Origin of the sequence: Collinsella sp. HCP28S3_E12 (genome assembly GCF_052065595.1) — a bacterium.
Taxonomy (GTDB): domain Bacteria; phylum Actinomycetota; class Coriobacteriia; order Coriobacteriales; family Coriobacteriaceae; genus Collinsella.
On sequence record NZ_JBQHTS010000005.1, the window covers coordinates 55,377 to 71,535 of the forward strand.

Consider the following 16,159-nt stretch of genomic DNA (forward strand, 5'->3'; position numbering starts at 1 on the left):
TTGACTGTGGCAGATTTCGAAGCTACTGAATTTGACTCGGTAAAGATCTCCCTTGCCTCCGCCGACCAGATCCGTTCCTGGTCGCACGGTGAGGTCAAGAAGCCGGAGACCATCAATTACCGTACCCTCAAGCCCGAGAAGGACGGCCTGTTCTGCGAGAAGATCTTCGGTCCCGCCAAGGACTGGGAGTGCTCCTGCGGCAAGTACAAGGGCATCCGCTTTAAGGGCATCGTCTGCGAGCGCTGCGGCGTCGAGGTCACCTCGGCCAAGGTGCGTCGCGACCGCATGGGCCATATCGAGCTCGCCGCTCCCGTGTCCCACATCTGGTACTTCAAGAGCCCCACGAGCTTCCCGATGAGCCGTATGCTCGACATCAAGTCCAAGGACCTCGAGAAGGTTCTGTACTTTGCCAGCTACATCATCACCGAGGTCGACTACGAGGCTCGCGAGGCCGACGCTGACGACCTGAGCGAGGAGCTCGCCGCCGATCTGGAAGAGATCGATGCCGAGTGCGCCCGCCAGATCGAGTCCCTCAAGGAGCAGGGCAACCCCGAGAACTTTGACGAGTTCTCCGACGAGGAGCCGCTGACCCCCGAGGAGATCGCCTCCGGCATCGTCGACATCGAGGAAGAGTGCAAGGACGAGAAGCAGCTCCGCACGGACGCCTTCAACGCCTTCATGAAGCTCACCGAGCGCGACCTCATCTCCGATGAGCCGCTGTTCCGCGAGATGACCCGTTACTACTCCATGTACTTCAAGGGTGGCATGGGTGCCGAGGCCGTCCGCGACCTGCTCGCTGCCATCGACCTCCCCTCCGAGGCCGAGAAGCTCAAGGCCATCATCGCCGACGAGGACTCTCAGAAGCAGAAGCGCGAGAAGGCCGTTAAGCGCCTCGAGGTCGTTGACGCCTTCCTGAAGGGCGGCAACAGCCCCGCGAACATGATTCTGGATGTCATCCCGGTCATTCCGCCCGATCTGCGCCCGATGGTCCAGCTCGACGGCGGCCGCTTTGCCGCGTCCGACCTCAACGACCTGTATCGTCGCGTGATCAACCGTAACAACCGACTCAAGCGCCTGCTCGACCTGGACGCCCCTGCGATCATCGTGAACAACGAGAAGCGCATGCTCCAGGAGTCCGTGGACGCCCTGTTCGACAACGGCCGCCGTGGGCGCCCGGTCTCTGGCCGTGGTGGTCGCCCGCTCAAGTCGCTCGCCGAGGCCCTCAAGGGCAAGCAGGGTCGTTTCCGCCAGAACCTGCTGGGCAAGCGTGTCGACTACTCTGGCCGTTCGGTTATCGTTACCGACCCCAAGCTGCTGCTGCACCAGTGCGGTCTGCCCAAGACCATGGCGCTGGAGCTCTTCAAGCCCTTCGTCATGAAGCGCCTGGTCGAGCTTGGCAAGGTCGAGAACATCAAGGGCGCCAAGCGCGCTATCGACCGCGGTGCCACCTTTGTGTGGGACATCCTCGAAGAGGTCATCGACGGCCGTGTCGTGCTGCTCAACCGTGCACCGACCCTGCACCGTCTGTCCATCCAGGCCTTTGAGCCGGTGCTGGTCGAGGGCAAGGCTATCCACCTGCACCCGCTGGTCTGCGCGCCCTTCAACGCCGACTTCGACGGCGACCAGATGTCTGTCCACGTGCCGCTGTCCAGCCAGGCTCAGGCCGAGGCCCGCGTGCTCATGCTCTCTGCGAACAACCTGCGCTCGCCGGCGTCTGGCAAGCCGGTCAACATCCCCTCGCAGGACATGATCATTGGTGTGTACTACCTGACCCAGGTCCGCGACGGTCTGCCGGGCGAGAACCACGTGTTCTCGAGCTTCGACGACGCGCTGCACGCCTATGACTGCCGCTCCGAGGTCGACATGCAGGCCAAGATTCAGGTCCGCGTGTCCGCCGAGAACGCCAACGTCATCAACGAGGACGGCACCCGTATCTTCCGCGTCAAGAACGGCAAGAACGAGTTCGTCGACTACGATGTCACCGGTAACAAGACCGCACGCTTCGAGACTTCTATCGGCCGCATCATCTTCAACCGCCAGTGCCTGCCCGAAGACTACGAGTTCATGAACTACAAGATGGTCAAGGGCGATGTGGCCAAGCTGGTTGCCGACTGCTGCGATCGTTACCCCGAGGCCAAGGTCGGCCCGATCCTCGACTCTATCAAGTACTCCGGCTTCCACTACGCTACCCGCGCCGGCCTCACCATCTCGGTGTGGGACGCTCTCATCCCTGCCGAGAAGCAGGAGCTGCTCGACCGCGCCCAGGCCAACGTCGACCAGATCAACGAGTACTTCGAGGAGGGCTTCATCAACGAGACGGAGCGCCACATCGAAGTCGTTAACGAGTGGACCGCTTGTACCGACAAGGTCGCAGCGCTCATGCTCGACATGTTCGACGAGGAGAACCCGCTGTACATGATGGCCGACTCCGGCGCCCGTGGTTCTAAGACCCAGCTGCGTCAGCTCGGCGGCATGCGTGGCCTGATGGCAGATATGTCCGGCGAGACGATCGACCTTCCCATTAAGGCGAACTTCCGCGAAGGCCTGCTGCCGCTCGAGTACTTCATTTCGACCTACGGCGCCCGTAAGGGCCTGGTCGATACCGCATCCCACACCTCGGACTCTGGCTACCTGACCCGTCGTCTGGTCGACGTGGCCCAGGACGTCATCGTCCGCGAGGAGGACTGCGGTACGCACGAGGGCGTCACCTACAACCTCATCATCCCCGGCACCACCGACCTCAACACCGATCTTGTCGGCCGTTGCTTCATTGAGGACGTCGTGGCTCCCGATGGCACCGTGCTCTTTGAGCAGGACGGCTATATCGAGAAGGTCGCCGACATCCAGAAGATGGTCGATGCGGGCCTTAAGAAGGTCAAGCTTCGCGCGCTGCTCACCTGCCGCTCCAAGTACGGCGTGTGCCAGAAGTGCTACGGCTGGGATCTTTCCACCCGTCGTCCGGTCGCCATCGGTACCGCAGTCGGCATTATTGCCGCCCAGTCCATCGGCGAGCCCGGTACGCAGCTTACGATGCGTACCATTCACTCCGGCGGCGTCGCTGGCGTCGACGATATTACGCAGGGTCTGCCTACGGTCAGCCGTATGTTCGATATCGTCGGCAACGTCAACGAGAAGATCCTGGGTCGCGAGGCCGAGCTGGCTCCGTACTCCGGCCACCTCTCGATTAAGCCCGAGAAGTCCGAGTACGTGCTGACGCTCACCGACTCCGAGGATCACACCCGTGTCCTCGACGAGCGTCGCGTCCCCGCTTCGGTGCGCTTTATGCCCGAGATCGAGGACGGCTGCGAGGTTCGCGCCGGCGACCAGATCACCAAGGGCTTCGTCAACTTCCGCAACCTGCGCAAGCTGACCGACATCGAGTCGACGATGCACACCTTCGTCGAGAGCGTCAAGGACGTCTACACCAGCCAGGGCGTCGACCTGAACGACAAGCACATCGAGGTGCTCGCACGTCAGATGCTGCGTCGCGTTCAGATCACCAACCCCGGCGACTCCAAGTACCTGCTTGGTCAGTACGTCGACCGCTACGAGTTCGCCGACGAGGTCGAGCGCGTTGCCCGTCTGGGCGGTCAGGCTCCCGTGGCTGAGCCCGTCATCTTGGGTACGCTCAAGGTTGCGTCCAACATCGACTCCTGGCTGTCGAGCGCTTCGTTCATCCGTACCGCCGGCGTCCTTACCGAGGCTGCTATTGAGGGCAAGGTCGACCACCTGCTCGACCTTAAGTCCAACGTCATCGTCGGTAAGAAGATCCCGGCTGGTACCGGCCTCAAGCCGTACGCTAACGCCAAGCTGACGTATCGCACGGCCGACGGCTACGTGGACATCGATGGTCCGGCTTCGCCCAACGCCAAGTCACTGCCCGAGTGGGCTCCCGTGGAGCTCAAGGACCTGGACGAGCGGCTCCCACAGCAGCTCGACTGGGCCGGCTACGACGAGTTTGGCGGTGCCGACGGTTCGTTCACCCGCAACGGCCACACCATCTCCGCCGAGAAGGCTCGCCTGTACCTGTTCGACGACCTGGGCGTGTCGCAGCGCTGGACCAACAAGTTCAGCGAGGTCGGCATCGAGACGGTCGGCGACCTGGTTGGCAAGTCCGAGGAGGATCTGCTGCGCATCGATGGCATCGGTGCCAAGGCGATCGAGGAGCTCCGCGACGGCCTCGAGGCCCACGACCTGCTCTACATCCTCGAGAACAACGACGACGTTGCCGACGAGGAAGACCTCTCGCAGCTGCTGCAGATGGTCTTTAGCCCCGACGGTCCGGACGACATCCTGCTGGGCACCTCCGCTCCGACGCATCACGCCGATGCCGACGAGGAGCTCCTGGGCGCCCCGATCGACGACAAGAAGGCTTCCGCCAACGGTGCCATCAACGAGGACATGGCTTCCCTCGACGAGCTGCTCAACCAGCTCGTGGACACCGACGACGCCGAAGAGGCCAAGGACAACGACGGGGAGTAATTTCCCAGTACGTTAACCGCCCTTCCAAAGACCCGCTCCCCAACAGGGAAGCGGGTCTTTTTTGTTGAGGAACGTTGCCCTGACGAGCACGTAGGATTTCCGGTCCGGGCGGCCCCCGGGGTTAAGTTTGTCGCGAGTTCCGCACGAGCCGGAGGCTACTTAATGTGGCCTCCGTGCGAGCCAGGACTGTAGAGCAGCAAACTTAACCCCAGGGCCGCCCGGACCGGAAATCCGCCCTCGCGCACAGGAGGGGATTCCTTTTGTGTAGGCTTTGCGGAAATGTGGCTATTTTAGGATACGCCCGGCGGCGTGGTCTGTTGACGACACAGCTAACGGCACGTATCCTATCGAACTGCGTGTTTCGTAGGGGGATGCTGACCCCTCGATTCAAGCCGTTGCACTTTACAGAAAGCTGGAATCATTCGAGAAGGAGTACGCTTTGCCTACTATTAACCAGCTGGTTCGCCAGGGCCGTCGTTCCGCGCCCAAGAAGTCCAAGAACGCTGCTCTGCAGCACAACTCCCAGAAGCGCGGCGTGTGCACCCGCGTCTTCACCACGAGCCCCAAGAAGCCGAACTCGGCTCTTCGTAAGGTTGCCCGTGTTCGCCTCGTCAACGGCATCGAAGTTACTGCTTACATTCCGGGTGAGGGCCACAACCTGCAGGAGCACTCCATCGTGCTCGTCCGCGGCGGTCGTGTTCGTGACCTCCCTGGTGTCCGTTATCACGTCATCCGTGGCGCCTACGATGCTGCTCCGGTCCAGAACCGTATGCAGGCCCGTTCCAAGTACGGTGCTAAGCGCCCCAAGGCCAAATAAGCCAGATAACGTTTTGATACTTTCGCCGTGTGCCGCCTAAGCGCCGCACGGTAGACACTTAAGGAGATTTCACATGCCGCGTCGTGCAGCAGCTAATCGTCGTGAGGTTCAGCCTGACGCCGTTTACAACAACCGCCTGGTGACTCAGCTCATCAACAAGGTCCTTCTTGACGGCAAGAAGGCCACCGCTGAGCGCATCGTTTACACCGCTTTCGAGATCGTTGCCGAGAAGTCCGAGGGTGGCGACGCTCTCGCTACCTTCAAGAAGGCTATGGACAACGTCAAGCCCACGCTCGAGGTTAAGCCCAAGCGTGTCGGTGGCGCTACCTATCAGGTCCCGATGGAGGTCAACTCCCGTCGTTCCACCGCTCTGGGCATCCGCTGGATCGTCAACTTCTCCCGCGCTCGCAAGGAGAAGACCATGGCTGAGCGTCTCGCAAACGAGATTCTGGACGCTTCCAACGGCCTGGGCGCTTCCGTCAAGAAGCGTGAGGACGTCTTCAAGATGGCCGAGGCCAACCGCGCGTTCTCTCACTATCGTTGGTAAGTTAAGGTAAGGAACTAACATGGCTAAGGCTAAGCACAAGCTTTCCGATACCCGTAACATCGGCATCATGGCCCACATCGATGCCGGTAAGACCACCACGACCGAGCGTATTCTTTACTACACCGGTAAGACCCACAAGATCGGTGAGGTCCATGAGGGCGCTGCCACCATGGACTGGATGGTTCAGGAGCAGGAGCGCGGCGTAACCATTACCTCCGCTGCTACCACGTGCTTCTGGAACAAGGACGGTAAGGACTACCGCATCCAGATCATCGACACCCCGGGCCACGTTGACTTCACCGCCGAGGTCGAGCGCTGCCTGCGCGTCCTCGATGGCGCTGTCGCCGTCTTCGACGCCGTTGCCGGCGTCCAGCCCCAGTCTGAGACCGTTTGGCGTCAGGCTTCTACCTTCAACGTTCCCCGCATCGCCTTCATCAACAAGTATGACCGCGTGGGCGCTGACTTCTTCAACGCTATCGAGACCATGAAGGATCGTCTCGACGCCAACGCCGTGGCCGCTCAGGTCCCGATGGGCGCCGAGGACAACTTCTGGGGCGTCATCGACCTGGTCACCATGACTGCATGGGACTTCAAGGCCGACGAGAAGGGCATGACCTACCCCGAGCCGATGGACGAGATCCCGGCTGAGTTCGCCGACATCGCTGCCACCAAGCGCGAGGAGCTCCTCGACGCCGCTGCCAGCTTTGACGACGAGCTTATGGAGAAGATCCTCATGGAGGAGGACTTCACCGTCGAGGAGCTCAAGGCTGCTCTGCGCAAGGGCGTTCTGGCCAACGAGCTCAACCTCGTCTTTGTGGGCTCCGCCTACAAGAACAAGGGCGTTCAGGAGCTGCTCGACGCTGTCGTCGACTACCTGCCCAGCCCCCTCGACGTTGAGGCCGTCACCGGTACCGATCCGGAAACCGGCGAGGAGATCGTGCGTCATCCCTCCTTCGACGAGCCCTTCTCCGGCCTGGTCTTCAAGATCATGACCGACCCGTTCGTCGGTAAGCTCACCTACGTCCGCGTTTATTCCGGTCGCGCCGAGTCCGGCTCCTACGTGGTCAACGCCTCCAACGGTCAGCGCGAGCGCCTCGGCCGCATCCTCGAGATGAACGCCGCCGAGCGTATCGACCGTGACGACGCTTGCGCCGGTGACATCGTCGCCTGCGTTGGCTTCAAGAACTCCACCACCGGTGACACCCTGTGCGCCGAGGGCAAGGAGATCGTCCTCGAGAAGATCGAGTTCGCTAAGCCCGTTATCGACGTTGCCATCGAGCCCAAGACCAAGGCCGAGCAGGACAAGATGTCCCTGGCTCTGACCAAGCTCGCCGAGGAGGACCCGACCTTCACGGTGTCCACCAACCACGAGACCGGCCAGACCATCATCGCCGGCATGGGCGAGCTGCACCTCGAGATCATCGTTGACCGTCTGCTCCGTGAGTTCAAGGTTGACGCTAACGTCGGTAAGCCCCAGGTTGCCTACCGCGAGACCGCTGGTCACGATGTCGAGAGGGCTGAGGGCAAGTTCGTCCGTCAGTCCGGCGGTCGCGGTCAGTACGGCCACGCCGTCATCAAGCTCGAGAAGATGGAGGAGGGCTTCGGCTACGAGTTCGTCAACGCTATCGTCGGCGGCGTCGTGCCCAAGGAGTACATCCCGTCCATCGACAAGGGCATCCAGGAGGCCCTGAACACCGGTGTTATCGCCGGCTTCCCGGTCCTCGACGTTAAGGTCACCCTGTTCGACGGTTCTTACCACGAGGTCGACTCCTCCGAGGCCGCCTTCAAGATCGCCGGTTCCATGGCTATCAAGGACGCCCTCAAGAAGTCCGATCCGCAGCTGCTCGAGCCGATCATGGCTGTCGAGGTCGAGACCCCCGAGCAGTACATGGGCGACGTTATGGGCAACCTCTCCGGTCGCCGCGGCAAGATCGAGGGCATGGAGGATCGCAAGAACACCAAGCTCATCCGTGCCAAGGTGCCGCTGGGCGAGATGTTCGGTTACGCTACCGACCTTCGCTCCCAGACCCAGGGCCGTGCATCCTACACGATGCAGTTCGACTCTTATGAGCCTGCGCCCAAGTCCATCGTGGACGAGGTCATGAGCAAGAACGCCTAAGTTCGAGCTCCCTGTTACGTAATCCGCGAGAACATCTCTCGCACTCTTTGGAGGTTTAAGTTGGCTACCCAGAAGATCCGCATTCGCCTCAAGGGCTATGATCACGAGGTCGTCGATCAGTCCGCGAAGCTCATCGTCGAGACCGCTCAGAAGACCGGCGCTCGCGTTTCCGGTCCTGTCCCCCTGCCCACCGAGCGCAACCTGTACACGGTTCTCCGCTCGCCGCACAAGGACAAGGACTCCCGTGAGCAGTTCGAGATGCGCACCCACAAGCGCCTCATCGACATCCTCGACCCCACCTCGGGCACCGTTGATTCGCTCATGCGTCTCGACCTCCCCGCTGGCGTCGACATCGACATCAAGCTCTAAGCTTTTTGCTCGATAGTGCGATTTGTAAGGCCGCAGCCCTAAGGGTTGCGGCCTTTTTTGTATCGATGGGGTAAAGGGTCTACACTACTGAGCTATTCGACAAACGAGTGTATGAGTAAAACTGTTGGGGGCAGATATAGATGGTCGAGTGGATCGTTCGTCGTGCGCAGGGCGACCGTGCGCGCGTGGGCACGTTGGCGGGCGTGGTGTGTATTCTCGCCAATGTGGCGCTATGCGCTGCGAAGGGTGCAATTGGCGTGCTGTCGGGATCGGTTTCGATTGTGGCGGACGCCATGAACAACCTGTCTGACGCCAGCTCAAACATCGTGAGCGTGCTTGGCTTTAAGCTGGCGGGCAAGCCGGCAGACCCCGAGCACCCTTACGGCCATGGCCGCTACGAGTATCTCTCGGGTCTGGTCGTGGCGGCGCTCGTGCTGCTTATCGGCCTCGAACTGGTGAAGTCCTCGTTTGAGCGTATCGTCCACCCCGAACCCGTCGAGTTCTCGCTTGCCCTGGTGGCAGTCTTGGCGCTTTCGATGGTTGTTAAACTGTGGATGGCGGCCCTCAACCAAAAGCTCGGTGACCGTATTGAGTCTGAGACGCTGCATGCGACCGCGCAGGATTCCAAGAACGATGTCCTTGCCACAGGCGCCGTGTTAGCGTGCGCAATTGTTTCGCAGGTGACGCATATCAATCTTGATGCTTGGGTCGGCCTTGCCGTTGGCGCCTATATTGGCTGGAGCGGTTTTGAGCTCATCCAGGATACGGTGAGCCCGCTTTTGGGTCAGGCGCCCGATCCCAAGCTGGTCGAACATATTCGCGGCAAGATCTTGAGCTACCCTGGCGTTTTGGGCGTTCATGACCTAATGGTTCACGACTACGGTCCGGGCAGGAAGTTCGCAAGCGCTCACGCCGAGATGGCGGCCGAGGCCAGCCCGCTGGAAAGTCATGACACGCTCGATAACATTGAACAGGCATTTAGGGACGAAGACGACATGATTGTCACGCTTCACTACGATCCCATCGTGACCGATGACCCCAAGGTGGCGAGCATGCGCTTGCGCATTCACGCCATGGCCCAACAGATCGATAGCCGCCTTTCGATTCATGACCTGCGCTGTGTGCCGGGTCCTACGCACACCAACGTGATCTTTGACTGCGTGCGTCCCTCGGATTTGGGCATGGGGGCCGATGAGCTCAAGCACGCGTTGGTCCAGAGGGTCGAATCGGAATTTCCCAAGTCGATTGCCAAGATTACGATCGACGATGACTACGTAGGGCATACCCACGAGTAGGTCTGCGCCGGCAAAGCACGTTATGCAGAAGGGGAGAATATGAAGAGGCTGTATCTGCTCCGCCACGGCCAGACGGAATTCAACGTAAAAAAGCTCGTCCAGGGTCGCTGTGATTCACCGCTTACCGATTTGGGCCGTCAACAGGCCCAAGCGGCAGCCGAATGGCTCAAAGCCCACGGCGTCGTCCCCGACAAAGTTGTCTCATCGCCTTTAGGCCGAGCCATGGACACGGCAAGTATCGTCGCATGCGAGATCCTCGGTCCGGATGCTACTGTCGAGCCCTGCGAAGGCATCATCGAGCGCGGCTATGGGACCTTCGAGGAAGGCCCGCACGACGCATTGCCTACCGACGTTTGGGATCCGGGCGAGGATTTGGTCCCCTTCGGAGGAGAAGGAAGCCGCGCGCTGCAAGAACGCATGGTAGACACCCTCACCAATCTCATGGGCGCCGAGGGCATCGAAACCCTCCTAGCAGTAAGCCACGGCAGCGCCAGCCGCCAATTCATCAAGGCTGCAGCCCCAGAGGGTTTCGAGCTCCCAACAAAACTCCCCAACTGCGCCATCATGATCTTCGATTTCGACGATGCGCGAGAAGAGGACGATACGCCCCAATGCAAGTTCACCTTGCAGCAAATTGTGGATCCCCAACAAAGTCATTAGCTGAGCGAGCAGAGTTAAGCAGACATCAACGTGTCGTTCCCAGTGTGCGGCGGAGGGGGCGGGCCTGAGACATATTAAGGTTGTCGCGAGTTCCGCACGAACAGGAGAGCACTTAATGTGCTCTCCGTCGTGAGCAGGACTGTAGAGCAGCAACCTTAATATGTCTCAGGCACGCCCCCTCCGCCGCACACTGGGAACATGCCACGCACTTTACCTGCGTAAACAATGTGAGTGAAATATGAATCTCGATGGATACGCCCGCAGCCGTGTATACTAAACAGCTGTGTGAAACCAGGGGAGTATTCTGGCTGGACAAAATGCCTGCTTAATAGGGTTGTCAGGTAGTTCGGACGCAATACAAGGCTGGGGAGCACGTCGTGTAAGTAGTGGTCCTCTAGGGGCGTACGCTCGGTGGTGTACGCATTGTCCCAAGACCACGCGAGAGTTGGGATCATATCTTGATCAGCATGATTCTCGGCCGCAAGATTGGCATGACCCAGGTTTGGGACGAGAACGACAACGTCGTTCCCGTCACGGTCATCCAGGCTGGCCCCTGCGCTGTCTCGCAGGTTAAAACTCAGGCAACCGACGGCTATGACGCCGTCCAGATCGGTTTCGGCGACATCAAGGCCAAGAACGTGAACAAGCCCATGGCTGGTCACTTCGCCAAGGCCGGCGTCGAGCCTGTCCGCTTCCTTCGTGAGGTCCGCGTCGAGAACGGCGAGGAGCACAAGGTCGGCGAGGTCGTCACCGTCGCTGATTTCGCTGATGTCGAGAAGGTCGACGTCATCGGTACCTCCAAGGGTAAGGGCTTCCAGGGTCGCATCAAGCGCTGGGGTCAGCGCCGCGGTCCTATGACGCATGGTTCTCACTTCCAGCGTCACCCCGGTTCTATCGGTCAGTGCGCCTATCCTGCGCGCGTCCTCAAGGGCGTCAAGATGGCCGGCCACATGGGTAACGAGCGCGTTACCGTCAAGAACCTTTCCGTTGTCCGCATCGATGCCGAGCAGAACCTCATCTTGGTCAAGGGCGCTGTCCCGGGTGCCAAGAATGGTCTCGTCGCCATCCGTATGGCCTAAGGGCCCAGCCCATTTAGCCCAGCGTCATACCAAGGAGAACACTTAAATGGCAAAGTTTGAAGTAAAGAACAGCGAGGGCAAGAAGGTCGCCGAGGCCGAGCTCGCCGCTGAGGTGTACGGCATCGAGCCGAACATCCACGTTATGCACCACATCGTCAAGTGCCAGATGGCCTCTTGGCGTCAGGGCACCCAGTCCGCTAAGGGCCGCTCTGAGGTTTCCGGTGGCGGCAAGAAGCCTTGGCGTCAGAAGGGCACCGGTCGTGCCCGCCAGGGTTCCATCCGTGCTGCCCAGTGGCGTCACGGTGGCGTTGTCTTCGCCCCCAAGCCCCGTTCCTACGCTAAGCGTATGAACAACAAGGAGGTCAAGCTGGCTATGCGCTCTGCGCTGTCCGCCAAGCTGGCCGATGGCGAGCTCGTGCTCGTCGACGACTACGGCTTCGAGAAGCCTTCCACCAAGGCTGCCGTTGCCATGCTCAAGGCTCTTGGCCTTGAGGGCAAGCGTCTGACCATCATCGTTCGCGATGAGGACGTCAACGCCTACCTGTCGTTCCGCAACATTCCCAAGACGTTCATCATCACTGCCGACGAGGCCAACACCTATGATCTCGTCAACAACAACGCTGTGCTGATGCCCGCCGACATCGCCGCTCACTTCGGGGAGGTGCTTGCATAAATGACCGCCCACGAGATCATCATCCGTCCGATCGTGTCCGAGCGTTCCTTCTCCGGCATGGAGCAGAACAAGTACACGTTCGAGGTCGCCAAGGATGCTAACAAGTATCAGATCAAGGACGCTGTCGAGGAGATCTTCGGCGTCAAGGTCGTTCGCGTGAACACCCTGACGGTCAAGCCCAAGACCAAGCGCGTGCGCTATGTCGCCGGCAAGACCCGTTCTTGGAAGAAGGCCATCGTTACGCTGGCCGAGGGCGACACCATCGAGGTCTTTGGCAACCAGGCCTAAGACTCGCTGCTGTTGAGTGAGCTCATGCCTCCCAAATAGGGGAGGCGAGAGCTCAAGGTTTTGGGCGTATAAAATGGACACGCCCGGAACCGTGTATACGTCCGGTGTCATCGCACCCGAGGCAGAACCTCGAATCCCTGTCTGCGATGGCTAACGGATACCTATTGAAAGGGATTGTAATGGCTGTAAAGCACCTTAAGCCGACCTCCGCTGGTAGGCGTTGGCAGACGATCTCCGACTTCTCCGAGATCACCTGCACCAAGCCCGAGAAGTCTCTTCTCGAGCCCCTGCCCAAGAAGGCCGGTCGTAACAACAACGGCCGCATCACCACCCGCCACCAGGGCGGCGGCGTGAAGCGTCGTTACCGCGTGATCGACTTCAAGCGCAACAAGGACGGCGTGCCCGCCAAGGTTGCCACGATCGAGTACGATCCGAACCGTTCCGCTCGCATCGCTCTGCTGCACTATGCTGACGGTGAGAAGCGCTACATCCTGGCCCCCAAGGGCCTCGAGGTCGGTCAGACCGTCATGTCCGGTTCTGACGCCGACATCAAGCCGGGCAACGCTCTGCCCCTCGCCGACATCCCCGTCGGTACGCTCATCCACGCCGTCGAGTTCCAGCCGGGCAAGGGCGCCGCTATCGCCCGTTCCGCCGGTAACTCCTGCCAGCTGATGGGTAAGGAGGGCAAGTACGCCATCGTCCGTATGCCTTCCTCCGAGATGCGCCGCATCCTCGTTACCTGCCGCGCCACCGTCGGTGAGGTCGGCAACGCTGATCACGCCAACATCGTCATCGGCAAGGCCGGCCGTAAGCGTCACATGAACGTGCGCCCGACCGTCCGCGGTACCGTTATGAACCCTGTCGACCACCCGCACGGCGGTGGCGAGGGCAAGAACCACACCTCTGGTCGTCCCTCTGTTACCCCCTGGGGTAAGCCGACGAAGGGCCTTCGTACGCGCAAGAAGAAGAAGGTCTCGAACCAGCACATCATTCGTCGCCGTAAGAAGTAATTTCGGATACCGAGTTTTAGGAGAAAGCACTTATGAGCAGAAGTCTCAAAAAGGGCCCGTTCGTGGAGACTCGCCTTCTCTCGCGTATCACCGCGATGAACGAGGCTGGCAAGAAGGACGTCGTGAAGACTTGGTCCCGCGCGTCCACCATCTTCCCCGAGATGGTTGGTCACACCATCGCCGTCCACGACGGCCGCAAGCATGTGCCCGTGTATGTTACCGAGTCCATGGTTGGTCACAAGCTCGGCGAGTTCGCGCCGACTCGTACGTTCCGTGGCCACAAGGCCAAATAGGGGGTTAACCGTAAATGGCAACTAAGTCTATTGAAACTGAGGCCACCGAGGTTCGCGCCGTCGCTAAGTACGTGCGTGTTTCCCCCAGCAAGGCCCGCCTGGTGGTCGATCTGATCCGCCGCAAGCCTGTCGCTCAGGCCTTCGACATCCTCCACTTCTGCGACCGCGCCGTCGCCGTGGATGTCGAGAAGGTTCTCCGTTCCGCCGTTGCGAACGCCGAGAACAACAACGGTCTGCGTGCCGACAACCTGGTTGTCGCTGCTGCCTATGTTGACGAGGGTCCGACGCTTAAGCGCATCCGTCCCCGCGCCAAGGGTTCCGCTTCTCGCATTCTGAAGCGTACTTCCCACATCACCGTCGTCGTTGCTCCTCGAAAGGAGGCGTAAAGCTGTATGGGTCAGAAAGTCTACCCCACCGGCTTCCGTCTTGGCATCACCGAGAACTGGCGCTCCCGCTGGTTCGCAGAGAAGGATTACGCTAAGACCCTCGGTAACGATCTCGAGATCCGCAAGTACCTCGAGAAGCGTCTCTCCCGCGCAGCTGTCTCCCGCGTCGAGATCGAGCGCGCTGGCGACAAGGTGAAGGTCATCATCTTCACCGCTCGCCCCGGCGTTGTCATCGGTAAGAAGGGTGCCGAGATCGATACCCTCCGCACCGAGCTCGAGAAGGTCGCTGGCGTCTCCAAGGGCCAGCTCTCCGTCGACGTTGTCGAGATCAAGCGCCCCGAGCTCGACGCCAACCTCGTTGCTCAGTCTATCGCTGAGCAGCTCGAGGGCCGCGTTGCCTTCCGTCGCGCCATGCGCAAGGCTGTCCAGTCCGCCCGCAAGGCCGGCGCCAAGGGCATCCGTATCCAGTGCTCCGGTCGTCTCGGCGGTGCCGAGATGGGCCGTCGTGAGTGGTACCGTGAGGGTCGCGTGCCTCTGCACACCCTCCGTGCCAAGATCGACTACGGCACGGCTGTCGCCAGCACCACCATGGGTGCCTGCGGCGTGAAGGTCTGGATCTACCTGGGCGAGAAGCTCCCGGGCCAGCCTGTTCCCAACCCTGCACTCGAGGGCTCTTCCCGTCCTCGTCGTCGTAACTCCGAGAGGAGGGGTCAGTAGTGCTTGCCCCTAAGCGTATTCTTCACCGCAAGGTGCAGCGTGGCTCCATGAAGGGCCAGGCCAAGGGTAATACCGAGCTGCATTTCGGCGAGTTTGGTATCCAGGCTCTCGAGGCCCATTGGATCACCAACCGTCAGATCGAGGCCGCTCGTATTGCCATGACCCGCTACATGAAGCGTGGCGGTCGTGTCTACATCACGATCTTCCCCGATAAGCCCATCACTAAGAAGCCTGCCGAGACTCGCATGGGTTCTGGTAAGGGTAACCCCGAGGAGTGGGTGGCCGTCGTCAAGCCCGGCCGCATCATGTTCGAGGTCAAGGGCGTGCCCGAGGAGGTCGCTCGCGAGGCTCTGCGTCTGGCGCAGCACAAGCTCCCCATCAAGACCAAGATCGTCGCTAAGCCTGCCGCTACAGAGACGGCCGAGGAGGAGAACTAATGAAGCCCGCAGAGATTCGTGAGCTCTCGGACGCTCAGCTCGTTGAGAAGCTGAAGGAAATGCGCGCCGAGCTCTTTAACCTTCGTTTCCAGATGGCCACCAGCCAGCTGGACAACACCGCTCGCGTCAACACCGTGAAGAAGGACATCGCTCGCGTCCTCACGGAGCAGCGCGCCCGCGAGATCGCAGCGGAGAAGTCCGCTGTCGCCGAGTAGGACCTAAGGAGAGAATATGACTGATTCGCGTAACTCGCGTAAGGTCCGTACGGGTGTCGTTACCTCCGTCTCCGGTGCCAAGACCATCGTTGTCACCATCACCGAGCGCAAGCGTCACCCCAAGTACGGCAAGATGATGACCAGCTCCAAGAAGCTGCACGCTCACGACGAGGAGTGCACGGCTGGCGTGGGCGACACCGTCCGCGTTATGGAGACCCGTCCTATGTCCAAGATGAAGCGTTGGCGCCTCATCGAGGTCGTCGAGCGCGCTAAATAAGCAGTCGCTCTTACGACTTGTACGTTTCCGAAGATGTGCGTATGCCTGGCTTGCATACCACGGGCCGCATAAAGGCTGCGCACCTCTCTTCGGTTCTTAGTTCGGAGGAACATCTACCATGATTCAGATGCAAACCATGCTGAACGTCGCCGACAACTCCGGCGCTCGCAAGATTCGCTGCATCAAGGTGCTTGGCGGTTCCAAGCGTCGTTATGCAGGCATCGGCGATGTGTTCATCGGTGCTGTCCAGGAGGCTACCCCTGGCGCCAACGTCAAGAAGAAGGACGTTGTCCGTTGCGTCGTCGTTCGCACCGTTAAGGAGATCCGCCGCAAGGATGGCTCCTACATTCGCTTTGATGATAACGCCTGCGTTGTCATCAACAACGATGGTTCGCCCGTCGGCACCCGTATCTTCGGGCCCGTCGCTCGCGAGCTTCGTGACAAGAAGTACATGAAGATCGTCTCGCTCGCTCCCGAGACCCTGTAGTTAGGGGA

General features: G+C 60.4%; 18 protein-coding genes. All 18 read left to right on the top strand.

Features of this window, described 5'->3' with window-relative positions; translation table 11 throughout:
• The first annotated feature begins 6 nt into the window (after nucleotides 1-6).
• The gene (locus ACTNBY_RS03230; protein WP_441063333.1) at nucleotides 7-4,482 is read left to right on the top strand and encodes a DNA-directed RNA polymerase subunit beta'; all 4,476 of its coding nucleotides are present in this window, start codon (nucleotides 7-9) and stop codon (nucleotides 4,480-4,482) included.
• Between the two features lie 439 nt (nucleotides 4,483-4,921).
• Nucleotides 4,922-5,299, top strand: a complete 378-nt coding sequence (gene rpsL, locus ACTNBY_RS03235; protein ID WP_154514699.1) for a 30S ribosomal protein S12 — start codon at nucleotides 4,922-4,924, stop codon at nucleotides 5,297-5,299.
• A 73-nt stretch (nucleotides 5,300-5,372) separates the two neighbouring features.
• Nucleotides 5,373-5,846, top strand: coding sequence for a 30S ribosomal protein S7 (rpsG, locus tag ACTNBY_RS03240; protein ID WP_006235013.1), 474 nt, complete (start codon nucleotides 5,373-5,375; stop codon nucleotides 5,844-5,846).
• Between the two features lie 19 nt (nucleotides 5,847-5,865).
• Nucleotides 5,866-7,965: an elongation factor G gene (gene fusA / locus ACTNBY_RS03245; protein ID WP_154514697.1), complete on the top strand. Its 2,100-nt coding sequence runs from the start codon at nucleotides 5,866-5,868 to the stop codon at nucleotides 7,963-7,965.
• A gap of 60 nt (nucleotides 7,966-8,025) precedes the next feature.
• Nucleotides 8,026-8,334 (top strand): 30S ribosomal protein S10, encoded by a 309-nt coding sequence (rpsJ, locus tag ACTNBY_RS03250; protein WP_441063335.1) that lies wholly within the window; start codon nucleotides 8,026-8,028, stop codon nucleotides 8,332-8,334.
• A 140-nt stretch (nucleotides 8,335-8,474) separates the two neighbouring features.
• Complete coding sequence (locus ACTNBY_RS03255) at nucleotides 8,475-9,629, top strand: cation diffusion facilitator family transporter (protein ID WP_441063337.1); 1,155 nt, start codon at nucleotides 8,475-8,477, stop codon at nucleotides 9,627-9,629.
• A gap of 39 nt (nucleotides 9,630-9,668) precedes the next feature.
• Nucleotides 9,669-10,289, top strand: a complete 621-nt coding sequence (locus tag ACTNBY_RS03260; protein WP_441063339.1) for a histidine phosphatase family protein — start codon at nucleotides 9,669-9,671, stop codon at nucleotides 10,287-10,289.
• A gap of 458 nt (nucleotides 10,290-10,747) precedes the next feature.
• Nucleotides 10,748-11,368, top strand: a complete 621-nt coding sequence (gene rplC, locus ACTNBY_RS03265; RefSeq protein ID WP_089572481.1) for a 50S ribosomal protein L3 — start codon at nucleotides 10,748-10,750, stop codon at nucleotides 11,366-11,368.
• 46 nt (nucleotides 11,369-11,414) lie between these two features.
• Entirely contained in the window at nucleotides 11,415-12,041 is a 627-nt protein-coding gene (rplD, locus tag ACTNBY_RS03270) for a 50S ribosomal protein L4 (protein WP_006235032.1), read from the top strand.
• A complete protein-coding gene (gene rplW / locus ACTNBY_RS03275; protein ID WP_006235033.1) occupies nucleotides 12,042-12,329 on the top strand; it encodes a 50S ribosomal protein L23 in 288 nt (95 codons plus the stop codon).
• A 179-nt stretch (nucleotides 12,330-12,508) separates the two neighbouring features.
• Nucleotides 12,509-13,339 carry a 50S ribosomal protein L2 gene (rplB, locus tag ACTNBY_RS03280; protein ID WP_117583062.1) on the top strand — a complete coding sequence of 277 codons (831 nt, stop codon included), beginning with the start codon at nucleotides 12,509-12,511 and terminating at the stop codon, nucleotides 13,337-13,339.
• A 32-nt stretch (nucleotides 13,340-13,371) separates the two neighbouring features.
• Entirely contained in the window at nucleotides 13,372-13,632 is a 261-nt protein-coding gene (gene rpsS, locus ACTNBY_RS03285) for a 30S ribosomal protein S19 (protein ID WP_006235035.1), read from the top strand.
• A 14-nt stretch (nucleotides 13,633-13,646) separates the two neighbouring features.
• The gene (gene rplV, locus ACTNBY_RS03290) at nucleotides 13,647-14,018 is read left to right on the top strand and encodes a 50S ribosomal protein L22 (RefSeq protein WP_006235036.1); all 372 of its coding nucleotides are present in this window, start codon (nucleotides 13,647-13,649) and stop codon (nucleotides 14,016-14,018) included.
• Between the two features lie 6 nt (nucleotides 14,019-14,024).
• Nucleotides 14,025-14,735 carry a 30S ribosomal protein S3 gene (rpsC, locus tag ACTNBY_RS03295; RefSeq protein ID WP_154514689.1) on the top strand — a complete coding sequence of 237 codons (711 nt, stop codon included), beginning with the start codon at nucleotides 14,025-14,027 and terminating at the stop codon, nucleotides 14,733-14,735.
• On the top strand, nucleotides 14,735-15,172 hold the full coding sequence (gene rplP / locus ACTNBY_RS03300; RefSeq protein WP_370450531.1) for a 50S ribosomal protein L16: 438 nt from the start codon (nucleotides 14,735-14,737) through the stop codon (nucleotides 15,170-15,172). The genes rpsC and rplP overlap by 1 nt, the downstream gene beginning before the upstream one ends.
• Nucleotides 15,172-15,387: a 50S ribosomal protein L29 gene (gene rpmC, locus ACTNBY_RS03305; RefSeq protein WP_006235039.1), complete on the top strand. Its 216-nt coding sequence runs from the start codon at nucleotides 15,172-15,174 to the stop codon at nucleotides 15,385-15,387. The genes rplP and rpmC overlap by 1 nt, the downstream gene beginning before the upstream one ends.
• Before the next feature lie 16 nt (nucleotides 15,388-15,403).
• A complete protein-coding gene (gene rpsQ / locus ACTNBY_RS03310) occupies nucleotides 15,404-15,664 on the top strand; it encodes a 30S ribosomal protein S17 (RefSeq protein ID WP_006235040.1) in 261 nt (86 codons plus the stop codon).
• Between the two features lie 118 nt (nucleotides 15,665-15,782).
• Nucleotides 15,783-16,151 (top strand): 50S ribosomal protein L14, encoded by a 369-nt coding sequence (gene rplN, locus ACTNBY_RS03315; protein WP_117734331.1) that lies wholly within the window; start codon nucleotides 15,783-15,785, stop codon nucleotides 16,149-16,151.
• The last annotated feature ends 8 nt before the right edge of the window (nucleotides 16,152-16,159 follow it).